This window comes from Pseudomonas fluorescens NCIMB 11764 (assembly GCF_000293885.2).
In the GTDB taxonomy this organism is placed as follows: Bacteria; Pseudomonadota; Gammaproteobacteria; order Pseudomonadales; family Pseudomonadaceae; genus Aquipseudomonas; species Aquipseudomonas fluorescens_B.
The window spans coordinates 737,959-759,640 of record NZ_CP010945.1 but is presented as its reverse complement, the minus strand read 5'-3'; the positions used below and the strand labels follow the sequence as shown (position 1 = coordinate 759,640).

Here is a 21,682-nt window from a genome sequence, read left to right as displayed (position 1 = left end):
GGCCGGTAAAACGATCCCATGTCTCATGCCATGCAACATCTGGTAACTTCTCCGCCAACTGATCGATTGAGAACCTAAATGTGAGTCCTTATCATTTGGTCTTACTTTTCCAATCGAGAGATCGCTCACATGTTGGCACCGAAGCGTCTACTGACCGCACTCGCCCTGACCCTGATCGGCAGCACTGCCACCCAGGCCGCTGACGAGGTGGTGGTTTACTCCTCGCGTATCGACGAGCTGATCAAACCGGTGTTCGATGCCTACACCGCGAAAACCGGTGTGCAGGTGAAGTTCATCACCGACAAGGAAGCGCCGCTGATGCAGCGCATCAAGGCCGAGGGCGAGAATGCCACCGCCGACCTGCTGCTGACCGTCGACGCCGGCAACCTGTGGCAAGCGGAGCAGATGGGCATCCTGCAACCGTTCACCTCGAAAACCATCGACGCCAACATTCCGCTGCAATACCGCGCGGCTTCTCATGCCTGGACCGGCCTGAGCCTGCGGGCGCGGACCATCGCTTACTCCACGGAGCGGGTGAAGCCGGGCGAGTTGAGCACTTACGAAGGTCTGGCCGACAAGAACTGGGAAGGTCGCCTGTGCCTGCGTACGGCGAAGAAGGTCTACAATCAGTCCCTGACTGCCACCATGATCGAAGTGCATGGTGCCGAGAAAACCGAAAAGATCCTCAAGGGCTGGGTCAACAACCTGTCCACCGACGTATTCTCCGATGATGTCGCGGTGTTGGAAGCAATCAACGCCGGCCAATGCGACGTTGGCATCGTCAACACCTACTACTACGGCCGTCTGCACAAGCAGAAGCCCGATCTGGCGGTGAAGCTGTTCTGGCCGAATCAGGGTGATCGTGGCGTGCATGTGAACCTGTCCGGCATCGGCCTGACCAAGTACGCGCCGCATCCGGAAGCCGCCAAGGCCCTGGTGGAGTGGATGACCACGCCTGAGGCGCAGAAGATCTTTGCCGACGTGAACCAGGAATTCCCGGCCAATCCTGCGGTACCGCCGTCCGCGGAAGTCGCCGCCTGGGGCAAGTTCGTCGCCGATACGTTGCCTGTGGAAGTCGCCGGCAAACGTCAGGCCGAAGCGATTCGCTTGATGGATCGAGCTGGCTGGAACTGAGTCTGCGGCTTTAAAGAGCAAAAGATCGCAGTCTTCGGCAGCTCCTACCGGGTGTACACCATCCCAATGTAGGAGCTGCCGAAGGCTGCGATCTTTTTGCGTTTTCCCTACACTTCACGATTTCCCTGCGAGAGACCTCCTTGGCCCACCCCGCCCAACGCCGCTGGTATCCCCTGGTCTTCGCCATCGCTGCGCTGGTCCTGCTGCCCCTCAGCGTTTTGTTGCTGTCCTGGCAAGCCATCGATCATCAAATCTGGTCGCACCTCTGGGACACCCAGATGCCGCGGCTGCTGGGCAACACGCTGACCCTGGTGTTCGGCGTCGGTGTCGGTGTCACGCTGTTGGGCGTCAGTCTTGCCTGGCTCACCAGCCTTTGTGAGTTTCCCGGCAGAAAGTGGCTGGATTGGGCGTTGATGCTGCCGTTCGCCATTCCCGCCTACGTGCTGGCTTTCGTTTTCGTCGGCCTGCTGGATTTCTCCGGTCCCGTACAAACCCTGATGCGCGAATGGTTCGGCACCGGCCTGCGTTTGCCGCGAGTGCGTTCCACGGGCGGTGTCATCCTCGTTCTGGTGCTGGTCTTTTATCCCTACGTTTACCTGTTGGCACGCACCGCGTTCCTCGCGCAGGGCAAAGGCTTGATGGAAGCGGCGCGAGTCCTGGGGCAATCGCCGTGGCAAGCGTTCTGGCGAGTCGCCCTGCCGATGGCGCGGCCGGCCATTGGTGCTGGCGTTGCGTTGGCGCTGATGGAAACCCTGGCGGATTTCGGTGCCGTGTCGGTGTTCAATTTCGACACCTTCACGACCGCCATCTACAAAACCTGGTATGGCTTTTTCAGCCTTTCCACCGCCACGCAATTGGCCAGTCTGTTGCTGTTGGTGGTGATGCTCGTGCTGTACGGCGAGCGCCGTGCCCGGGGTGCCAATCGGGCGAGCAACGAGCGGCCGCGGGTCAAGGCGTTGTATCACCTGCGCGGTTTCAAGGCGTTGGCGGCGATGAGTTGGTGTGGGCTGGTGTTTGCCTGCGCGTTCGTCATTCCGGTGCTGCAACTGGTGGTGTGGTTCTGGCAGCGCGGGCGCTTCGACCTGGATGAGCGGTACGCCGGGCTCATTGTTCATACGCTGTATCTGGGCGGCATGGCGGCGTTGATCACTGTCAGCGTTGCGCTGGTGCTGGCCTTTGCCCGGCGCCTGGCGCCGACCCGGGCGATTCGCTCCGGTGTCAGCCTGGCCAACCTCGGCTATGCGTTGCCGGGTTCGGTGCTGGCGGTGTCGATCATGCTGGCCTTCAGTTATCTGGATCGCGAGCTGGTGATTCCGCTGTCGGGATGGTTGGGCGGAGCCGGAAAACCTTTGCTGCTGGGCAGTCTGTCGGCCTTGTTGCTGGCCTATCTGGTGCGTTTCATTGCGGTGGCCTATGGGCCGCTGGAAAGCAGTTTGGCGCGAATACGGCCATCTTTGCCCGAAGCGGCACGTAGCCTTGGGGTCAGTGGGCCACGACTGTTTTTCAAAGTGTATCTGCCGTTATTGCTGCCCGGCACATTGAGTGCTGCGCTGCTGGTGTTCGTTGATGTGCTCAAGGAAATGCCCGCGACCTTGCTGATGCGCCCGTTTGGCTGGGACACGCTGGCTGTGCGCATCTTTGAAATGACCAGCGAAGGCGAGTGGGCGAGGGCGTCGTTGCCGGCGTTGACGCTGGTTCTGGTCGGGTTATTACCGGTCATCGGATTGATTCGACGTTCGGCGCATCGAAACACCTAGGTGTCAGTCCTACACCTTGAGGCTACAATGCGCGGCATTCGGTGCGGTCCGTCCTACAGACCCGGTCGCTGAAATCGGCTGAAAGCCTTCTAATTCAAGGCTTTCACCCCGTGCAGCACTGGCCCGCACCCTCGCCACGCCCGGAAGGAGAAACCCATGGGACAGCGTACGCCTCTGTATGACCTTCATCTCGCCCTCGGCGCGAAGATGGTCGATTTTGGCGGTTGGGATATGCCTCTGCATTACGGCTCGCAGGTCGAGGAACACCATCAGGTGCGCCGCGACTGCGGGGTTTTCGATGTATCCCACATGACCGTGATCGATGTCAGCGGCGCTCAGGCCAAGGCCTGGCTTCAGCATTTGCTGGCCAATGACGTCGAGCGCCTGCACAGCCCCGGCCGTGCCTTGTACAGCACCATGCTCAATGAGCGCGGCGGTATCGTCGACGACATGATCGTCTACCGCCTCGATGACGGGTATCGCCTGGTGGTCAACGCCTCTACCCGCGATCAGGACCTGGCGTGGATGCAGGCTCATCTTGTCGGTTTCGATGTGCAGCTCATCGAGCGCTCGGAGTTGGCGATGCTGGCCATACAAGGCCCGCATGCCCGACACAAAATCTCTGAGCTGGTCACCCAGTCTCGCGGCAACCTGATCCAGCTACTCAAGCCGTTCGAAGGTCAGCCTGACGGTGACTGGTTCATCGCGCGCACCGGTTACACCGGCGAAGACGGGCTGGAAATCATTCTGCCGGCCGATCAGGCGCCGGGCTTCTTCAACGATCTGGTGGGCGCGGGTATTTCGCCGATCGGGCTCGGGGCGCGGGATACGTTGCGTGTCGAAGCCGGCATGAACCTCTACGGTCAGGACATTCATCAAGACGTTTCGCCGCTGGCCTCGAACATGGCCTGGAGCATTGCGTGGGAGCCGGCCGCTCGTCAGTTCATCGGCCGTGCTGCCCTGGAAGCCGAACGCGCCGGCGGCGTACAACACAAACTGGTCGGTCTGGTCCTTGAGGAGCGCGGGGTTTTGCGCGCTCATCAAGTGGTCCGCATCGCCAATGTTGGCGAAGGGGAGATCACCAGTGGTAGTTTCTCTCCTACGCTTAGCAAGTCGATTGCACTGGCGCGCGTGCCGATGGCGACTGCCGACCGCGCTGAAGTGGAAATCCGTGGCAAATGGTACCCGGTCCGAGTGGTCAAACCGACCTTCGTACGCCATGGCAAAACCTTGATCTAACCTTTTCTGGCGGGCAAAGACCGCTGACAATTTTCTTGAGGACACAGAACATGAGCGATATCCCTGCCGACCTGCGTTTTGCCGAAAGTCACGAATGGGCCCGTCTGGAAGCCGATGGCACCGTCACCGTGGGCATCAGCGATCACGCTCAGGAAGCCTTGGGCGATGTGGTATTCGTCGAGCTGACCGAAGTCGGAAAAGTCTTCGCTGCTGAAGATCAAGCCGGTGTCGTTGAGTCGGTCAAAGCCGCTTCCGACATCTATTCCCCGATAGCCGGTGAAGTGATTGCGGTCAACGAAGACCTGAGCGGCTCGCCCGAGTTGCTCAACTCCGACCCGTACGGTGCCTGGATCTTCAAGCTCAAGCCAAGTAACGCTGGCGATCTGGACAAGCTGCTTGATGCCGCGGGCTACAAGGCCGCCATCGGCGAGTAAGTCTACAGCGTCACCCAAAGCCCCGATCCGTCGGGGCTTTTTATTGCCTGGCAGGTCTGGATCAAAAGATCGCAGCCTTCGGCAGCGCCTACATTGGAATGCGTATTTCTGTAGGCGCTGCCGAAGGCTGCGATCTTTTGATCTTCAAGGGCTCCGAGGCAGTGGCTGCTATGCTGGTTTGACCGTGTTGCATCGACGCTGAGCGCCAGTCCAGAGAGAGCCCGTCATGTCCCAGTTGCCGTCCTTGAGCCAGTTACGCGACCCCAATGCCTTCCTTCGCCGCCACCTCGGGCCCGATGCCGCCGAGCAGCAGGCGATGCTCGACAGCCTCGGCGTCGGTAGCCGCGTCGAGCTGATCGAGCAGACGGTGCCGCCGGGGATACGCCTGAACCGGGCGCTCGACCTGCCGCCCGCCCTCGACGAAGAAGCCGCGCTGGCCAAGTTGCGCGGTTACGCCGAGCAGAACCAGGTCTGGACCAGCCTGATCGGCATGGGTTACCACGGCACGATCACGCCGGCGGTCATCCTGCGCAACGTGCTGGAAAATCCCGGTTGGTACACCGCTTACACACCGTATCAACCGGAAATTGCCCAAGGCCGACTCGAAGCCTTGCTGAATTTCCAGCAACTGACCATCGACCTGACGGGCCTGGAGCTGGCCAACGCCTCGCTGCTGGATGAAGCCACGGCGGCGGCGGAAGCCATGGCCCTGGCCAAGCGTGTCGCCAAGTCCAGGAGCAATCTGTTTTTTGTGGATGAAAATTGTCATCCGCAGACGATTTCCGTGGTGCAGACCCGTGCCGAAGGTTTCGGTTTCGAGCTGATCATCGACACTGTGGATAACTTGAAACAGCACCAGGTATTCGGCGCGCTGCTGCAGTATCCCGACACCCACGGCGAGATTCGCGACCTGCGTCCGTTGATCGATCACCTGCACGCCCAGCAAGCCCTGGCCTGCGTCGCCACCGATCTGCTGAGCCTGTTGTTGCTGACGCCACCGGGAGAGTTGGGTGCCGACGTGGTGTTCGGCTCGTCCCAGCGGTTTGGTGTGCCCATGGGTTACGGCGGGCCCCACGCGGCGTTTTTTGCCAGTCGCGATGAATACAAACGGGCGATTCCCGGGCGGATTATCGGCGTCTCGAAAGACGCGCGCGGCAACACGGCATTACGGATGGCCCTGCAAACCCGTGAGCAACACATTCGCCGGGAGAAGGCGAATTCGAACATTTGCACTGCCCAGGTGCTGCTGGCCAATATCGCCAGTTTCTATGCGGTCTATCACGGGCCGGAAGGGCTCAAACGTATTGCCCAGCGAGTTCATCGATTGACGTGCATCCTCGCGGCGGGCCTGGAACGCCACGGCATATCCCGCCTCAACACGCACTTTTTCGACACCCTTACGCTGGAGGTCGGCGGCACTCAGACGGCGATCATCGAAAGCGCCCAGGCCGCGCAAATCAATTTGCGCATTCTCGGACGCGGTCAGCTGGGTCTGAGCCTCGACGAAACGTCCGACGAGTCCACCGTTGCCAAACTGTTCGATGTGTTCCTTGGCGCCGATCATGGGATCAACGTAGACGAACTGGACGCTGAAACGCTTCCTTCCGGCATCCCTGGCGAACTGCAGCGATCCTCGCCTTACCTGCGTCACCCGGTATTCAGCGCACATCACAGCGAAACCGAAATGCTGCGTTACCTCAAGCAGCTCGAAAACAAGGACCTTGCCCTCAACCAGTCCATGATCCCGCTGGGCTCCTGCACCATGAAACTCAATGCCACCAGCGAGATGATCCCGATCACCTGGCCGCAGTTCGCCAATCTCCATCCGTTCGTGCCAAAAGAGCAGGCGGTCGGTTATGCACTGATGATCGAAGAGCTGGAGCGCTGGCTCTGCGCGATCACTGGTTTCGACGCGATCTGCATGCAGCCCAATTCCGGCGCGCAAGGCGAATACGCCGGGTTGCTGGCGATCCGCAAATACCACGAAAGTCGTCATCAAGGTGCGCGGGACATCTGCCTGATTCCGTCCTCGGCCCACGGGACCAATCCTGCCTCGGCGCAAATGGCCGGGATGCGTGTGGTGATCGTCGAGTGCGATGAAGCGGGCAACGTCGACCTCGATGACCTGAAGGAAAAAGCGGCGGCTGCCGGAGACAAACTCGCTTGCCTGATGGCGACGTATCCTTCGACCCACGGCGTGTATGAGGAAGGCATCAGTGAGATCTGTGAAGTTATCCACAGCCATGGCGGCCAGGTGTACATGGATGGCGCCAACCTCAATGCGCAAGTCGGGTTGGCGCGGCCGGCGGACATTGGTGCCGACGTTTCCCACATGAACCTGCACAAGACCTTCTGTATTCCCCACGGCGGTGGCGGGCCTGGCATGGGGCCGATTGGTGTGCGGGCACACCTGGCGCCGTTCGTGGCCAATCACCCGGTGGTGGCAATTGACGGTCCGTTGCCGCAGAACGGCGCAGTCAGCGCGGCGCCCTGGGGCAGCGCGAGCATTCTGCCGATCAGCTGGATGTACATCGCCATGATGGGGCCGCAACTGGCAGACGCCAGCGAAGTGGCGATCCTCGCGGCGAATTACCTGGCGCAACATTTGTCCGGTGCATTCCCGGTGCTCTACACCGGGCGCAACGAGCGGGTGGCTCACGAATGCATTCTCGACCTGCGGCCGCTCAAGGCTCTGACCGGCATCAGCGAAGAGGACGTGGCCAAGCGTCTGATGGACTATGGCTTCCATGCGCCGACCATGTCGTTTCCGGTGCCGGGGACCTTGATGGTCGAGCCGACCGAAAGTGAATCGAAGGCTGAGCTCGACCGCTTTATCGGGGCGATGCTGAGCATTCGCGCAGAAATCACCGAGGTGCAGAATGGCAACTGGCCGGCCGAGGACAACCCGCTGAAACGGTCGCCGCACACACTGGCCGACATCACCGGGGTTTGGGAGCGGCCGTACAGTATCGAACAAGCGGTGACACCGGACGCGCACACCAAGGCGCACAAGTATTGGCCGGTGGTGAATCGGGTGGATAACGTTTACGGGGATCGGAACCTGTTTTGCGCGTGCGTGCCCGTGGATGATTACCGCTGAAATACCACAAGACACGTAACCCTGTGAGGCAAAAAAAATGCCGCTCATGTGAGCGGCATTTTTGTTCGTCAGTAAAACTTATTCCGACGCTACGGCATTCTTTGCCAGGATCGCATTCGCCAGTTCCATGTCCGTGGCCTGCAGGCCAGGGTTGTCGGCGCGAACCTTTTGCATCGCGGCTTCCAGGTACGGGCCGCGGATGCCGCCGTCACTGGCAACAAAACTGCCGGCATCGTCCTGTGCGGCAATGATCAGCTTGTGATCCTTGAACGTCAGGTAAGTCGAACCGGTGGTTGCACCGGACGAGATGACGTTACGCCAAAAGCTGTCGGCCATCGCCGAACCGACTGGAAGGGACAACACGGCGATGGTAGCGACAGCAAGTTTGAAACGCATGATGGGTGACTCCACTGGGTTAACTACGGCGTTTGATTGCCAAGTACCCAGCCGAGTTCCATCACCGGTCATTGAGCCGGTTCCACCAGCAAAATGGCGCCTTGCTGTCCGGTCACCCGAACACGGCTCCCGATGACGGCATCCGGGCCACGGGCCATCCACACGCTATCAGCCACTTTGATTTTTCCGCGCCCGTCGACAATCGACTCATGCACCACAAAGGTTTTGCCGATCAGTTCCTGGCCACGCAGGTTGAGGTTCGGCTCGTCACTCTGGCGCACCGCGCTGCGCTGGCGTCGCCACCAATACAGGGCGGTAGCGATCGAGAGCAGGCCGAACAGCAGAAACTGCAGTTCCCAGGACATGTCCGGTGCTACGAATGTCAGTACGCCAACAGCGGCGGCCGCCATGCCGATCCACAGCAGATAGCCGCCAGCGCCAAACACTTCGAGAATCAGCAGCACGGTACCCAATGCCAGCCAGTCCCAGAACGATAAATGCTGCAGGAATGCCCACATAACGTGCCTCAGGCTTTCTTGTTATCGAACGTGGCCTTAACGATTTCGCCGATGCCGCCGACCGCGCCAATCATCGAACTGGCTTCCAGCGGCATCAGGATGACTTTGCTGTTGTTGGCCGAGGCCAGTTTGCCCAGCGCATCGATGTACTTCTGCGCGACAAAATAGTTGACCGCTTGCACGTTGCCGCCGGCGATGGCTTCGGACACCACTTTGGTCGCCTGGGCTTCGGCTTCGGCCTGACGCTCACGGGCTTCGGCTTCGAGGAACGCGGCCTGACGACCGCCTTCCGCCTCGAGGATCTGCGCCTGTTTCTTGCCCTCGGCCGTCAGAATCGCTGCGGCACGCAGGCCTTCGGCTTCGAGAATTTGCGCACGCTTGATCCGCTCGGCTTTCATCTGCCCCGACATCGCCGCCATCAGGTCTGCTGGCGGGCTGATGTCCTTGATCTCGATCCGGGTGATCTTGATGCCCCATGGCGCCGTGGCTTCATCGACGGTGCGCAGCAGTTTCTCGTTGATCCCGTCACGCTGGCTGAGCATCGCGTCCAGCTCCATGGAGCCGAGCACGGTCCGGATGTTGGTTTGCAGCAGGTTGCGGATGGCGTGTTCGAGGTTGTTCACCTCGTAGGCCGCCTGGGCGGTATTGACCACCTGGAAGAAGCACACGGCGTCGATCTGCACCGTGGCGTTGTCCGCAGTGATGACCTCTTGAGGCGGAATGTCCAGCACGCTTTCCATGACGTTGATCTTGCGACCGATACGATCCATCACTGGAATGATGATGTTCAAGCCCGGTTTGAGGGTGTTGGTGTAACGGCCGAATCGCTCGACCGTCCATTGATAACCCTGCGGCACAACCTTGAAGCCCATGAACAGAATGGCGACCACCAGGCCGACAAAAAGTAAAAGCACGCTACCGATCTGCATAACGATTCCCTGTTGATCATTGAAGTTGCGATCGCAGGAGTGTAACGGCGCGGCTCGGGGATAAGAATCGTTTGTCGGTCTTTGCATCATCAGGAGACATAAAAGGTTTCATTTCTGCTCACTCTGCGGTGTCACCCGCAGCACCTCCTCGATTGTCGTCAACCCTGCAGCTACCTTCTGCGCACCCGACAGCCGCAGACTGCGCATGCCTTCCTTGAACGCCTGACGCCGGATCGCCAGCAGATCGGTGTCGGGGTTGATCAGTGCTTTGAGGCCATCCGTCAGTTGCATGATTTCGTAGACCCCGGCGCGGCCACGGTAGCCGGTGTCGCGGCATTCCAGGCAACCGACGGCGCGCTGGGCATTGCCGGGCAGCGGTGCCTGCCAGGGTTTGGTCAGGGTTTGCCAGTCTTCTTCACTCAGCGTCAGCGGTGCCTTGCAGTGCGGGCACAACGTTCGGACCAGTCGCTGCGCCATGACGCCGAGCACCGTGGCCTTGATCAGGTAATGCGGCACGCCGAGCTCCAGCAGTCGGCTGATGGCGCTGGGCGCGTCGTTGGTGTGCAGCGTCGAGAGCACCAGGTGACCGGTGAGCGCGGCCTGGATCGCCATTTCAGCCGTTTCGAGATCACGGATCTCGCCGATCATGATGATGTCGGGGTCTTGCCGCATCAGCGCGCGCACGCCGGCGGCAAAGGTCAGTTCGATGTTGTGCTGGACCTGCATCTGGTTGAACGCCGGCTCGACCATCTCGATCGGGTCTTCGATGGTGCAGAGGTTGACCTCCGGCGTCGCCAGTTTCTTCAAGGTGGTGTAGAGCGTGGTGGTCTTGCCCGAGCCGGTCGGCCCGGTCACCAGAATGATGCCGTTGGGCTGACTCGTCATGTCCTGCCAGCGGCGCAGATCATCCGTGGAAAAGCCCAACTGATCGAAGTCCTTGAGCAGCACTTCGGGATCGAAGATCCGCATGACCATTTTTTCGCCAAACGCCGTTGGCAACGTCGACAGCCGCAACTCGACTTCGCCACCGTCCGGCGTCTTGGTTTTCACCCGACCGTCCTGGGGTTTGCGTTTTTCCGCGACATTCATCCGTCCCAGGCTCTTGAGCCGACTGACGATGGCCATGGTCACCTGTGGCGGGAACTGATAGACGTTGTGCAACACACCGTCGATGCGAAAGCGCACCGTGCCTTGCTCGCGACGGGGTTCGATGTGGATATCGCTGGCGCGCTGCTGGAAGGCGTACTGGAACAACCAGTCGACGATATTGACGATGTGCGCGTCGTTGGCGTCCGGCTCCTGGTCGCTGGCGCCGAGGTTGAGCAGTTGCTCGAAGTTGCCCAGGGTGCTGGTCTGTTGATCGTTGTTGGTCGCGCCACTGACCGATTTGGCCAGGCGGAAAAACTCTACGCTGAAACGCTGGATGTCGACCGGGTTGGCCACCACCCGCTTGATCGGCAGCTTCAGAACGTGGGTCAGGTCGGCTTCCCAGCCTTTGACATAGGGCTGGGCGCTGGCCACGGTCACGGCGTCGCGATCAATGGACACCGCGAGAATCTTGTGGCGCTGCGCGAAGGCGTAGGACATCAGCGGCGTAATGGCCGCGACGTTGATTTTCAGCGGGTCGATGCGCAAGTAGGGCTGGCCGGCCTGCTGCGACAACCACAGCGTCAGGCTTTCCAGGTCAAGGTGTTTGCCGGGACGACTGAGGTCGTCCAGCTGCTGGCTGGCGATGAACTCCAGCGGGTGCAGCTGGCCATTGGCGGCGTGACGGCGGCGAGCGTTGAGCGCGTGCTCGGCCGAATCCTGGCTGATAAAGCCCTGGGCGACCAGTTCGCGCAGCAAATCATTGAGATCCAGCCAGCGGTCCTGAATGGCGAGTTGAACGGACATGCGGGCTCCTCGTGAACAACAGTTCGCAAAGGATAGTCGTGGACCCGCTGACCGTTGGGCCACTACCCGACGAAGCCGTATCGGGTTTTTTCAGCCCGTCGCCTGAGTCGCTTCAACCCGCGCAAAATCAGCCGCTTGCAGTTCTACCGAACAGACGCTGATCAGGTTACGTAATTTTTCCGCAATCACTTGCGCTCGGTGCCAGCTCAGCCCATCCATGACGATGTCGAGCGACAGCCAATCGTCCGTGCGCTGCACGTTGACCTGTTGCGGTGTCAGGCATTGCAACGCGAACAGGTTGAGCGCACGGCACAACAGATCCGGTTCTGCCTCGGCGAGCAATTGATAGTGGACGCGGCAGTGGGCATTGCTGGCGTTCCAGACATCGGCGCGGGTAGGCGGGGTGTTCACGGCTTCGAGATGCGGCATGATCGGTCTCCAAAATCACTGGAGGAATTTTTACATTCGATGCCGGGTATTTCTTATCTATGATGGGTCTTATTGGCGATCTATCGAATCATGTGATTCAACAAAACATTGATTACAGGTTTTTCTATGCAAAGCGAACTGGATGGCTACGACCGCAAGATTCTCGCGTTGCTGCAAGAGGACGCTTCGCTCTCCAGCGCGCAGATCGCCGAGCAGGTAGGGCTTTCGCAGTCGCCCTGCTGGCGGCGGATTCAGCGGATGAAGGAGGAGGGGATCATTCGCGGTCAGGTGACGCTGCTGGACCGGAAGAAGATCGGGCTCAACACGCAGATTTTTGCCGAGGTCAAACTCAACGCCCATGGGCGTTCGAACTTCACGGAGTTCACCGAGGCGATTCGCGGCTTTTCCGAAGTGCTGGAGTGTTATGTGCTGATGGGGTCAGTGGATTTCTTGTTGCGGATCGTGACGGCGGACATCGAGGCGTATGAGCGGTTTTTCTTCGAGAAGCTGTCGATGGTGCCGGGAATTCAGGAGGTGAACTCGATTGTGGCGTTGTCGGAAATCAAGTCGACCACCAGCTTGCCGGTGTTGCGCTGATTCGACAGAGGGTTTTTGTGGCGAGGGAGCTTGCTCCCGCTGGGCAGCGGAGCGGCCCCGAAAATGGGCCTGCTGCGCAGTCCAGCGGGAGCAAGCTCCCTCGCCACAAGGACTTACATGCGCAGCAACATCTTCCAGGCACGGTTCTGATAAACCGCGATCGCCTGCTGCTTGCGCGCATCCAGCGATTCATCGGTGATCGGTTCGTTGGCCAGTTGCGCAAGCTGCTTCAGCTCGCCGTACAGTCGATCCATTTCCGGGATCTCCAGCACGTTGCGGGCATGGTGCAACCAGGCCTGGATGCGCTCGATGCGCGGCAGTTGCTCGGCCAGATCTTCCGGCTGCTGCTGGTAACGCTGCAACTGCAGGGAGGTCGCTTCTTCACCCAGCAAGCGCGGCAGCCAGCTACCCAATTGCGCAGCGCCCTGGCGATTGCCGCGAACATTGCGATCGGCGGCCCAGGTGCGGGCCAGCAACCAGCGCGAGGTATTCAGCGAGAACAGGCCCCAGCGCGGGTCTTCGAGTTCTTCGAGGAACTGCTCCGGCGCGGCTTTACGCACGTCTTCGTCGTCCTGACCGGCCTGTACCAGAGGGCGCCAGTCTTCGAGCAACGCATCCAGTGCGAGGCGCAGGTCGTGTGTCGACTGACGCGGGGCGGCCTGGCCCAGGCTGCTCAGCAGGGCGCGCAATTCGGCAAGGTTTTCGACCCAGTCCTGCAACAGACGCCAGTGGCCGTTGAAGCGATATTGCTCGGCCAGACGCTGGCTGCTGCTCAGCAAATGCCAGCTCAACGCGGCGAACGCGTCGTCCAGCGGCATTTCGGCGCTGATCTGCGGCGCCGGCAGGCTCAACGAATAGCTGTTGGCGTCGTACAAGCGGTAACCGCGTTCGGCCTTGCTGATGTCACACGGCATCAGGGCCAGGGTCGCGGCCAGTTCGGCGGCCAGTTCCAGCAGTGCGGCCGGTTCGCCTTCGCGTAGCTCCAGCTCCAGTTCGCAGATTTCTTCTTTCTGCTTGCCGACAACGACGTGGCCCAGGTCCAGCGCGGCTTCGATCACCACTTTGGTCTTGCCACGGCCCCAGGCGATTTCGGCGCGTTCGCGGACGAAATCGGTGGTGAAAATCGGCTTGAGGGTTTTCTTGTCCAGCTCGGCCAGCTCTTCAGGCCAGCATTCGCCATCGAGTTTTTTCACGTCGAGCTTGGCTTTGGGCAGGTTCCAGTCGTATTCGTTACGCTCGGACAAACCGGCGACGCTCTGGCCACGGGTCTTGAGGGTCTGGATCACTTCTTCGCCATCGCGGCGCAGGCGCAGGGCAACCTTGGCGCGGGCCAGGTCACGCTCAGGCGTGTCGAAGTACTGGTTCATCAGTTCACGGCGTTCCCAGCCACTTTTGTTGCGTTTTTTCAGGAGCGGGTGCTCGCGCAGGGCGGCGAGGGTTTCGCGGCTGACGCGGAGTTTGATTTCGGTTTCTTTCTGCATGGCCGGAAAATCCAGGATCGGGAGCGCAGCCGGGGGAATGTGTGGCTGCCAAGGTCGTGCAGTGTACAGGAGTGAACGTTCCTAGGTGCCGCGACGGTTTATTCCTGTCGCCGGATGGTTCTATGATGGACTTCAATTCGCGAGTTGGAGTCAGCGATGCCTTTGCCGTCCATGAAAGATCAGTTCGCTGCGCTGATTGCCACGCCGTCGGTCAGTTGTACCCAGGCCAGCCTCGATCAATCCAACCGTCCAGTGATCGATTTGCTGGCGACGTGGCTCGGCGACCTGGGGTTTGCCTGCGATATCCAGCAGGTCAGCCCCGGCAAATTCAATCTGCTGGCCAGTTTCGGTTCCGGCCCCGGTGGTCTGGTGCTTGCCGGACATAGCGATACTGTGCCGTTCGATGGCGCGCTATGGCAGACCGATCCGCTGAAACTGACCGAAGTCGATGGCCGCTGGGTCGGTCTGGGCAGTTGCGACATGAAAGGCTTTTTCGCCCTGGCCATCGAAGCCGTCCAGCCCTTGCTCGACCAGCCGTTCAAACAGCCGTTGCTGATCCTCGCCACTTGCGATGAAGAAAGCTCGATGTCCGGTGCCCGTGCCTTGGCTCAAGCAGGACGCCCGTTGGGCCGGGCGGCGGTGATCGGCGAGCCGACCGGACTGAAACCGATCCGCATGCACAAAGGCATCATGATGGAGCGCATCGACATCCTCGGTCAGAGCGGCCATTCCTCGGACCCGCGCCTCGGTCATAGCGCTCTCGAAGCCATGCACGATGCCATCGGCGAACTGCGCGGGCTGCGCCTGTTGTGGCAGCGCGAATACCGTAATCCGCAGTTCGGCGTACCGGTGCCGACCATGAACTTCGGCTGCATCCATGGCGGGGATAACCCCAATCGCATCTGCGGCCAGTGCTCGCTGGAATTCGACCTGCGTCCGCTGCCGGGCATGGACCCCAAGATGCTGCGCGCGGAGATTCTGAAGAAACTCAACCCGGTTGCCGAACGGCATCAGGTAAAGATCGATTACGCGCCGCTGTTCCCCGAAGTGCCGCCCTTCGAGCAGGCCGAGGACGCCGAATTGGTGCGCGTCGCGGAAAAGCTTACGGGTCATCGCGCCGAAGCAGTGGCGTTCGGCACCGAAGCGCCTTATCTTCAGCGTCTTGGCTGCGAAACAGTGGTGTTAGGCCCGGGCGACATTGCCTGCGCGCACCAACCGGGGGAATACCTCGAAATGTCACGTTTGCAGCCTACCGTGCATCTATTACGGCAACTGATCGAACATTACTGCCTGACACCGGCTCAAGCGCCAATGGCTTGAGCGCGACCCTTGTAGGCGCAGCCTTCGGCAACTCCTACAGGTATAAATTGCCAATGCCCCAACCCGTATTCATGAGGAGAGCGCGCGTGTCGCCAAGCCTGTTCCGACGATAACCATCAGCCCGCTGTGCGTTTTCCGTTTCGCCCATTTTTTGGCTGCTATTTATTTACAGGCCCAGGTTCATGCCCGAATACGTTAATTGGCTTCGTCACGCTTCGCCTTACATCAACGCCCACCGCGATTGCACCTTCGTCGTCATGCTGCCCGGCGACGGGGTGGAGCACCCGAACTTCGGCAATATCGTCCACGACCTGGTGCTGCTGCACAGCCTCGGCGTGCGACTGGTGCTGGTTCACGGCTCCCGCCCGCAGATCGAAACCCGCCTGGCCGCGCGTGGCCTGACCCCGCATTACCACCACGGGATGCGCATCACCGATGCGGCGACCCTCGAGTGCGTGATCGATGCCGTCGGCCAGCTGCGCATTGCCATCGAAGCACGGCTGTCGATGGACATGGCTTCGTCGCCGATGCAGGGCTCGCGCCTGCGGGTCGCCAGCGGCAACTTGGTGACCGCACGGCCGATCGGTGTGCTCGAAGGCGTCGACTATCACCACACCGGCGAAGTGCGCCGGGTTGACCGCAAAGGCATCAATCGCCTGCTGGACGAGCGCTCCATCGTGTTGCTGTCGCCGTTGGGTTACTCGCCGACCGGTGAGATTTTCAACCTCGCGTGTGAAGACGTGGCGACCCGCGCGGCCATTGATCTGGGGGCCGATAAACTGCTGCTGTTCGGTGCCGACCTGGGTTTGATCGATGAAAACGGGCGTCTGGTGCGTGAACTGCGTCCGCAGCAAGTGCCGGCGCATTTGCAGCGTCTGGGCAATAACTATCAGGGCGAATTGCTGGACGCTGCGGCTGAAGCTTGCCGTGGCGGCGTGGCGCGCAGTCATATCGTCAGTTACGTCGAGGACGGCGCACTGTTGACCGAACTGTTCACCCGTGACGGTGGTGGTACGCTGGTGGCGCAGGAACAATTCGAAGTCGTGCGTGAAGCCGCGATTGAAGACGTTGGCGGTCTGCTGGACCTGATCAGCCCGCTGGAAGAGCAGGGGATTCTGGTGCGTCGTTCGCGCGAAGTGCTGGAGCGCGAAATCGAGCAGTTCAGTGTGGTCGAGCGCGAAGGCATGATCATCGCGTGTGCGGCGCTGTATCAGATTGCCGATTCGGATGCGGGGGAGCTGGCGTGCCTGGCGGTGAACCCGGAGTACCGGCATGGTGGCCGTGGGGATGAGCTGTTGGAGCGGATCGAAACCCGCGCTCGGGCTCAGGGGTTGAAGACGCTGTTCGTCCTCACCACCCGGACCGCCCACTGGTTCCGTGAGCGTGGCTTCGTGCCGAGCAGCGTCGAGCGCCTGCCGTCGGCGCGGGCGTCGCTGTACAACTATCAGCGTAATTCGAAGATCTTCGAAAAAGCCCTGTAACCGCAGGCTTTTGTGGCGAGGGAGCTTGCTCCCGCTGGGGGCCGAAGGGCACCCAAACCCGGCAACGCGATAAGTCAGACATAACGCGTTTGCCTGTTTTGGGGCTGCTGCGCAGCCCAGCGGGAGCAAGCTCCCTCGCCACAGGGTTTGTGTGTTACTCGGTGACGAATTTCGCGCTGATATACGGCGAGTAATCTGGCAGCACCGTCTCAACCTTCCCTTGTTCCTTCAAGAACTTCGCCGTCTCACCCATGGCCTTCGCCGTGCCGCTGTCCAGCAGCGCGGTGGTCTCCTGTGCCTTCGCGTCCGGGAAAGCCGAACCGGCCAGCAGTTCCGGCACATCGGCGGTATTGGCACCGGTCAGTTTGGCGATTTTCTGCACCGGTACCGAATCAGCGGTCCAGCTGGTTTGGAGCACTCAAAGAAATAACACCGATACACAAACTGTAACAATTGATCTGGATAGTGCGCGCTTGGCCGTCATGGCGTTGCTTTCGATGAGATTGAAAACGGGTTTTTAAACCCAATTCATCTAAAAAAATAAAATTAAATACCTTTTGGGAATTAGCTTTGGAAGGGTTTTTTCAGCGAGCTCATTCCCAAAGGGTATGAAAAAGAAGCACAGACTTCTTTTTAGGTTTATGGCGACGTCATAAACCCGCATGGACCGAATTGACGGGGATTAGACCATGGTCGTAGACACAGATAGTTACGATTGACTTGTAGGTCACGGTCTGGCGCTAATCGCCAATCCTAGGATCCCGAGCGTTTGAACTCAGGACCAGGACTACAAGAATTAGAAACGAGAGGAGCTTAACAATGAACAAGTCCACCTTGGCCTTGGCCGTGGCCGTAGGGGTTTTGGCGCAGCAGGCAGGCGCCGCCGGTTTCATCGAAGACAGCAAGGCTTCCGTCAGTTCTCGGACGATGTATTACAACGCTGATACCCGCGAAGGGACTGCCAACGATCAGCGCGAAACCGCTCAAGGCTTCAAGTTCGATTACCTGTCCGGTTTCACTCAAGGCTTAGTTGGGTTTGGTTTTGACGCCCAGGCGCTGGTGGGCATCCATCTGGACGGTGGTCGTGGTCATCACCCGGACAACAGCAACTTTTTCCCAAGCGACAGCGACGGCTCGGCATCCGACCCATGGAGCCGCGTAGCGGGTAACGTCAAAGCGCGATTCTCGAAAACCGAGGCCCACTTGGGTGGCGCGCTGCAACCCAACATGCCGATCCTGGTCGCGAACGACAGCCGTCTGCTTCCACAGACTTTCGAGGGTGGCACCATCACCTCGAAGGAGATCGACAACTTCACGTTCAACGTCGGTCAACTTGAGCATGCAGCGGGTCGCGCATCCTCGAACACCACCGGCCTGGCAGTGGCTGGCGGTACCGAAGAAAGCAACCAGTTCCGTTACGCCGGTGCTGACTGGAAGGTTACCAAGGACCTGACGCTGCAGTACTACCACGCGAACCTGGAAGATTATTACAAGCAAAACTTCTTCGGCCTCGTGCACGTCTTCCCGATCAGCAACAACCAGTCTTTCAAGACCGACCTGCGCTACTTCGACAGCAGCTCCGACGGCAAGAATGGTGATGCGGGTTATCGCTTCAACAACAACAACGGCTACGCCAAGACCCCAGGCGAGGTTGATAACACGACCTGGAGCGCCATGTTCACTTACACCTTGGGTGGCAGTGCTTTCCTGGTCGGTCACCAGCGTGTCAGCGACGACGGCGGTTTCGTATATCTGAACCAGGGCAGCGTGGTCGATGGCAATGGTCGCAACGAAGGGGCGGCGGGCGCCAGCTTCTATCTGTTCACTGACTCGATGATCAACGGTTTCGTCCGTGCAGGCGAAAACACCACCTTCGGTCAGTACACTTATGACTTCGCCTCTCTGGGGGTTCCGGGCCTGAAGGCGTCGGCCGTCTATCTGCGTGGCGAGAACATCAAAGCGTCCAATGGTGTGGGTAAAGACCTGACCGAGTGGGAGCGCGACCTGCGTGTGGATTACGTAATTCAAACAGGTGCGCTTAAAGGATTTGGCACAACACTGCGTCACGGTACCTATCGCGGCGACAACATCACCGCCCAAGACCAGACCCGTCTGATCTTCAACTACACCTACAGCTTCATGTAACAAGCTTCGCGAAGAGAGCCTCGCCGGTCGGCGGGGCTTTTTTTTGCGTTCTTTTTAATATTCGAATTAGGTATTGATCAGTAATTTAATATTCTTTTTAGCTTTTAAGATAAATCCCTAAAGTGAATCCCGTCGGGGCCGATACTAGTGTCCCTTGGCGATCAAAATGCCGTCTTTTATTCCCGTACGGCATTAAAAAAGAATGAATTGAGTTTTTTCCGTTTACCATGCCGGCCCATTTTCCGCAGTCAGACCGTTGACTTAGAGCCTTCGGTTGAGTGGCGTGCGGATCGCGGACAGCGGCACACGCGCATTTCAGGATCCAGAGCATTCGACTCAGGACCGAAAAAATTAGAAACGAGAGGAGCGAAACAATGAACAAGTCCACTTTGGCCCTGGCTGTGGCCGTAGGGGTTTTGGCGCAGCAGGCAGGCGCCGCCGGTTTCATCGAAGACAGCAAGGCTACATTGGGGCTGCGTAACTTCTACATCAATACCGATAACCGTGACGGCGATACCAAAGCTGCCAAGGCTCAGAACAAGCAAGAAGAGTGGGGCCAAGGCTTCGATCTGCGCTACACCTCCGGCTACACCCAAGGCACCGTCGGCTTTGGTATCGACGCGATCGGCCTGCTGGGCGTGCGTCTGGATTCCGGCGGCGGTACCAACGGCGCCACGGCAACTTCGTACGGCGGCACTGTTTTCCCAAGCAAATCCAACGGCGAAGCGGTTGATAACTTCTCCAGCCTGGGCCTGACTGCCAAAGCCAAGATCTCCCAGACCGAACTGAAGCTGGGCACCCTGCAGCCAAAACTGCCGGTTATCGTGACCAACGACGGTCGCATGCTGCCGCAAACCTTCCAGGGTGGTCAGATCACTACGAACGACATCAAGGACCTGACACTGGTTGGTGGTCAGATCGAGCACGCCAAGGGCCGTAACTCCAGCAACAACGAAGAGTTGTCGATTGCGGGTGCCAACGCTCACACCGCAGCCGGTCGGGACAGCAACAAGTTCATCTATGGTGGCGGTGACTACAAAATCACCAAAGACCTGACTGCCCAGTACTACTACGGCAACCTGGAAGATTTCTACAAGCAGCACTTCCTGGGTCTGGTTCACAACTGGGCAATCGGTCCGGGTGTGTTGAAGTCTGACTTCCGTTACTTCAACAGCCGTGATGATGGCGCTAATGGCCATGACTCTGCCTACTACACCACCGGTGACTACGGCACTGGCATCACCAAAGGCAAGGTTGACAACAACCTGTACAGCGGCTTGTTCCTGTACTCCGTTTCAGGTCATACCTTCGGTGGTGGCTACCAGGTCAGCAACGGTAACAGCGACTTCCCTTGGCTTAACCAAGGTGACGGTTCGTCGGCTTACATCACCACTGACATGCAGATCGCCAAGTTCGCCCGTGCCGGTGAACGTACATGGCAAGCTCGCTACTCGTACGACTTCGCCAAGGTTGGCGTTCCTGGCCTGACCGCCGGTGTGGTTTACCTGCGTGGCGATAACATCGACACCTCCGGTAAAGTAGGCGCCCGCCAAGTCAACGTCAACGCTACTGGCCGCTCCGAGTGGGAACGCGACCTGACCATTGGTTACGTCGTACCGGAAGGCCCGTTGAAAAACCTGGGCCTGATGTGGAAAAACGCTACCTGGCGCAACGACATCCCAGGTCAACGCGACCAGGACGAAAACCGCCTGATCGTCAGCTACTCGATCCCGCTGTTGTAATAGCGCTCGCGTAACCGCTGAAAAAAAAGCCCCGCCCGGCATCACGCCGGGCGGGGCTTTTGCGTTTCCAGAGCGGGGTCACCCCCGTAATCCCGCCCTGATTTCCCTCTTTTGCAGCAACTCAAGGCCTTCTCGAACCTTGGAAACGATAGTCGTCGCGATGGATTGGCGGGTCCAGTGAACAGTTATTTAATATTCATTTTCGGTCTAATAATCGAGATATATATTCTTTTTGTATGATCCCCAACACGAGCTACAGTTGAGTTCTACATCACACTCATCAGGAGCCCACCATGAGCATCAGACTCGGCGACATCGCCCCCGATTTCGAGCAGGATTCCAGCGTCGGCACCATCCGTTTCCATGAATGGCTGGGCGATAGTTGGGGCGTGCTGTTCTCCCACCCGGCAGACTTCACCCCAGTGTGCACCACGGAGCTGGGCTTCACCGCCAAGCTCAAGGATGAATTCGCCAAGCGCGGGGTCAAGGCCATTGCGCTGTCCGTGGACCCGGTGGACTCGCACCACAAGTGGATCGAGGACATCAACGAAACCCAGAACACGACCGTCAACTTCCCGATCCTGGCCGACGCTGACCGCAAGGTGTCGGACCTGTACGACCTGATTCACCCGAACGCCAACGACACTTTGACCGTGCGTTCGCTGTTCGTGATCGACCCGAACAAAAAGGTTCGGCTGACCATCACCTACCCGGCCAGCACCGGCCGTAACTTCCATGAAATCCTGCGGGTGATCGACTCGCTGCAACTCACCGACAACTACAAGGTGGCCACCCCGGCCAACTGGAAGGACGGTGAAGAAGTGGTGATCGTGCCGTCGCTGCAGGACCCGGATGAAATCAAGAAACGCTTTCCCAAGGGCTATCGCGCGGTGAAGCCGTACCTGCGTCTGACGCCGCAACCGAACAAGTAAACCTTCAGCACATGGTTCAAGTTATCCGAAGAACAGGCATTTCAGGCCGTTTCGACGGCCTTTTTATGCCTGGAAAACACGGCGCCGTATATCTCTGTATCGAATAACCAAATGAATAAATATGATTTAAAGATATATGACTCGCCTGTTAAGGT

Annotated in this window: 17 protein-coding genes and 1 pseudogene; 11 read left to right on the top strand and 7 right to left on the bottom strand. The window is 59.3% G+C overall.

Annotated features, from left to right (window positions below; genetic code table 11):
* Nucleotides 1-129 precede the first annotated feature (129 nt).
* From B723_RS03525 to gcvP, 5 genes are all read left to right on the top strand, one after another.
* Nucleotides 130-1,134, top strand: coding sequence for an extracellular solute-binding protein (locus B723_RS03525; protein ID WP_017341381.1), 1,005 nt, complete (start codon nt 130-132; stop codon nt 1,132-1,134).
* A 140-nt stretch (nt 1,135-1,274) separates the two neighbouring features.
* Nucleotides 1,275-2,891 carry an ABC transporter permease gene (locus B723_RS03520; protein WP_017341380.1) on the top strand — a complete coding sequence of 539 codons (1,617 nt, stop codon included), beginning with the start codon at nt 1,275-1,277 and terminating at the stop codon, nt 2,889-2,891.
* A 156-nt stretch (nt 2,892-3,047) separates the two neighbouring features.
* Nucleotides 3,048-4,130, top strand: a complete 1,083-nt coding sequence (gcvT, locus tag B723_RS03515) for a glycine cleavage system aminomethyltransferase GcvT (RefSeq protein WP_017341379.1) — start codon at nt 3,048-3,050, stop codon at nt 4,128-4,130.
* A 50-nt stretch (nt 4,131-4,180) separates the two neighbouring features.
* Nucleotides 4,181-4,564 (top strand): glycine cleavage system protein GcvH, encoded by a 384-nt coding sequence (gene gcvH / locus B723_RS03510; RefSeq protein WP_017341378.1) that lies wholly within the window; start codon nt 4,181-4,183, stop codon nt 4,562-4,564.
* A gap of 226 nt (nt 4,565-4,790) precedes the next feature.
* Nucleotides 4,791-7,664 carry an aminomethyl-transferring glycine dehydrogenase gene (gene gcvP / locus B723_RS03505; RefSeq protein ID WP_017341377.1) on the top strand — a complete coding sequence of 958 codons (2,874 nt, stop codon included), beginning with the start codon at nt 4,791-4,793 and terminating at the stop codon, nt 7,662-7,664.
* A gap of 78 nt (nt 7,665-7,742) precedes the next feature.
* Here the strand turns inward: gcvP and B723_RS03500 are convergent, their stop codons facing one another.
* The 5 genes from B723_RS03500 to B723_RS03480 form a co-directional block, all read right to left on the bottom strand.
* Nucleotides 7,743-8,060, bottom strand: a complete 318-nt coding sequence (locus B723_RS03500; RefSeq protein WP_017341376.1) for a DUF2388 domain-containing protein — start codon at nt 8,058-8,060, stop codon at nt 7,743-7,745.
* 68 nt (nt 8,061-8,128) lie between these two features.
* Complete coding sequence (locus B723_RS03495; protein WP_017341375.1) at nt 8,129-8,578, bottom strand: NfeD family protein; 450 nt, start codon at nt 8,576-8,578, stop codon at nt 8,129-8,131.
* An 8-nt stretch (nt 8,579-8,586) separates the two neighbouring features.
* On the bottom strand, nt 8,587-9,507 hold the full coding sequence (locus B723_RS03490) for an SPFH domain-containing protein (protein ID WP_008150402.1): 921 nt from the start codon (nt 9,505-9,507) through the stop codon (nt 8,587-8,589).
* A 108-nt stretch (nt 9,508-9,615) separates the two neighbouring features.
* Complete coding sequence (locus B723_RS03485; RefSeq protein WP_017341374.1) at nt 9,616-11,400, bottom strand: GspE/PulE family protein; 1,785 nt, start codon at nt 11,398-11,400, stop codon at nt 9,616-9,618.
* Nucleotides 11,401-11,490: 90 nt separating this feature from the next.
* Nucleotides 11,491-11,829: a hypothetical protein gene (locus B723_RS03480; protein ID WP_017341373.1), complete on the bottom strand. Its 339-nt coding sequence runs from the start codon at nt 11,827-11,829 to the stop codon at nt 11,491-11,493.
* A 126-nt stretch (nt 11,830-11,955) separates the two neighbouring features.
* Between B723_RS03480 and B723_RS03475 the strand changes: the two genes are divergently transcribed.
* Nucleotides 11,956-12,426, top strand: coding sequence for an Lrp/AsnC family transcriptional regulator (locus B723_RS03475; RefSeq protein WP_017341372.1), 471 nt, complete (start codon nt 11,956-11,958; stop codon nt 12,424-12,426).
* Nucleotides 12,427-12,539: 113 nt separating this feature from the next.
* On the opposite strand, the gene B723_RS03470 is transcribed toward B723_RS03475, so the two are convergent.
* Entirely contained in the window at nt 12,540-13,907 is a 1,368-nt protein-coding gene (locus B723_RS03470; protein ID WP_017341371.1) for an inorganic triphosphatase, read from the bottom strand.
* Nucleotides 13,908-14,063: 156 nt separating this feature from the next.
* Between B723_RS03470 and argE the strand changes: the two genes are divergently transcribed.
* Nucleotides 14,064-15,227, top strand: a complete 1,164-nt coding sequence (gene argE, locus B723_RS03465) for an acetylornithine deacetylase (RefSeq protein WP_017341370.1) — start codon at nt 14,064-14,066, stop codon at nt 15,225-15,227.
* Nucleotides 15,228-15,409: 182 nt separating this feature from the next.
* Nucleotides 15,410-16,708 carry an amino-acid N-acetyltransferase gene (argA, locus tag B723_RS03460; RefSeq protein WP_017341369.1) on the top strand — a complete coding sequence of 433 codons (1,299 nt, stop codon included), beginning with the start codon at nt 15,410-15,412 and terminating at the stop codon, nt 16,706-16,708.
* A 154-nt stretch (nt 16,709-16,862) separates the two neighbouring features.
* On the opposite strand, the pseudogene tauA reads toward argA, so the two are convergent.
* A pseudogene (tauA, locus tag B723_RS03455) lies at nt 16,863-17,114 on the bottom strand (taurine ABC transporter substrate-binding protein); the annotation flags it as partial.
* A 413-nt stretch (nt 17,115-17,527) separates the two neighbouring features.
* On the opposite strand from tauA, the gene B723_RS03450 reads away from it, so the two are divergent.
* The 3 genes from B723_RS03450 (at nt 17,528) to B723_RS03440 (ending at nt 21,527) form a co-directional block, all read left to right on the top strand.
* Nucleotides 17,528-18,853, top strand: a complete 1,326-nt coding sequence (locus B723_RS03450) for an OprD family outer membrane porin (protein ID WP_017341367.1) — start codon at nt 17,528-17,530, stop codon at nt 18,851-18,853.
* A gap of 374 nt (nt 18,854-19,227) precedes the next feature.
* Nucleotides 19,228-20,595, top strand: a complete 1,368-nt coding sequence (locus B723_RS03445) for an OprD family porin (RefSeq protein WP_017341366.1) — start codon at nt 19,228-19,230, stop codon at nt 20,593-20,595.
* A gap of 293 nt (nt 20,596-20,888) precedes the next feature.
* The gene (locus tag B723_RS03440) at nt 20,889-21,527 is read left to right on the top strand and encodes a peroxiredoxin (protein WP_017341365.1); all 639 of its coding nucleotides are present in this window, start codon (nt 20,889-20,891) and stop codon (nt 21,525-21,527) included.
* Nucleotides 21,528-21,682: the final 155 nt, after the last annotated feature.

Excerpts from the sequence above, each read along its gene's own strand:
- B723_RS03525 (WP_017341381.1), top strand. The coding sequence starts at position 130 with ATGTTGGCACCGAAGCGTCTACTGACCGCACTCGCCCTGACCCTGATC.
- gcvT (WP_017341379.1), top strand. The coding sequence starts at position 3,048 with ATGGGACAGCGTACGCCTCTGTATGACCTTCATCTCGCCCTCGGCGCG.
- gcvH (WP_017341378.1), top strand. The coding sequence starts at position 4,181 with ATGAGCGATATCCCTGCCGACCTGCGTTTTGCCGAAAGTCACGAATGG.
- gcvP (WP_017341377.1), top strand. The coding sequence starts at position 4,791 with ATGTCCCAGTTGCCGTCCTTGAGCCAGTTACGCGACCCCAATGCCTTC.
- B723_RS03500 (WP_017341376.1), bottom strand. The coding sequence starts at position 8,060 with ATGCGTTTCAAACTTGCTGTCGCTACCATCGCCGTGTTGTCCCTTCCA.
- B723_RS03495 (WP_017341375.1), bottom strand. The coding sequence starts at position 8,578 with ATGTGGGCATTCCTGCAGCATTTATCGTTCTGGGACTGGCTGGCATTG.
- B723_RS03490 (WP_008150402.1), bottom strand. The coding sequence starts at position 9,507 with ATGCAGATCGGTAGCGTGCTTTTACTTTTTGTCGGCCTGGTGGTCGCC.
- B723_RS03485 (WP_017341374.1), bottom strand. The coding sequence starts at position 11,400 with ATGTCCGTTCAACTCGCCATTCAGGACCGCTGGCTGGATCTCAATGAT.
- B723_RS03480 (WP_017341373.1), bottom strand. The coding sequence starts at position 11,829 with ATGCCGCATCTCGAAGCCGTGAACACCCCGCCTACCCGCGCCGATGTC.
- B723_RS03475 (WP_017341372.1), top strand. The coding sequence starts at position 11,956 with ATGCAAAGCGAACTGGATGGCTACGACCGCAAGATTCTCGCGTTGCTG.
- B723_RS03470 (WP_017341371.1), bottom strand. The coding sequence starts at position 13,907 with ATGCAGAAAGAAACCGAAATCAAACTCCGCGTCAGCCGCGAAACCCTC.
- argE (WP_017341370.1), top strand. The coding sequence starts at position 14,064 with ATGCCTTTGCCGTCCATGAAAGATCAGTTCGCTGCGCTGATTGCCACG.
- argA (WP_017341369.1), top strand. The coding sequence starts at position 15,410 with ATGCCCGAATACGTTAATTGGCTTCGTCACGCTTCGCCTTACATCAAC.
- B723_RS03450 (WP_017341367.1), top strand. The coding sequence starts at position 17,528 with ATGAACAAGTCCACCTTGGCCTTGGCCGTGGCCGTAGGGGTTTTGGCG.
- B723_RS03445 (WP_017341366.1), top strand. The coding sequence starts at position 19,228 with ATGAACAAGTCCACTTTGGCCCTGGCTGTGGCCGTAGGGGTTTTGGCG.
- B723_RS03440 (WP_017341365.1), top strand. The coding sequence starts at position 20,889 with ATGAGCATCAGACTCGGCGACATCGCCCCCGATTTCGAGCAGGATTCC.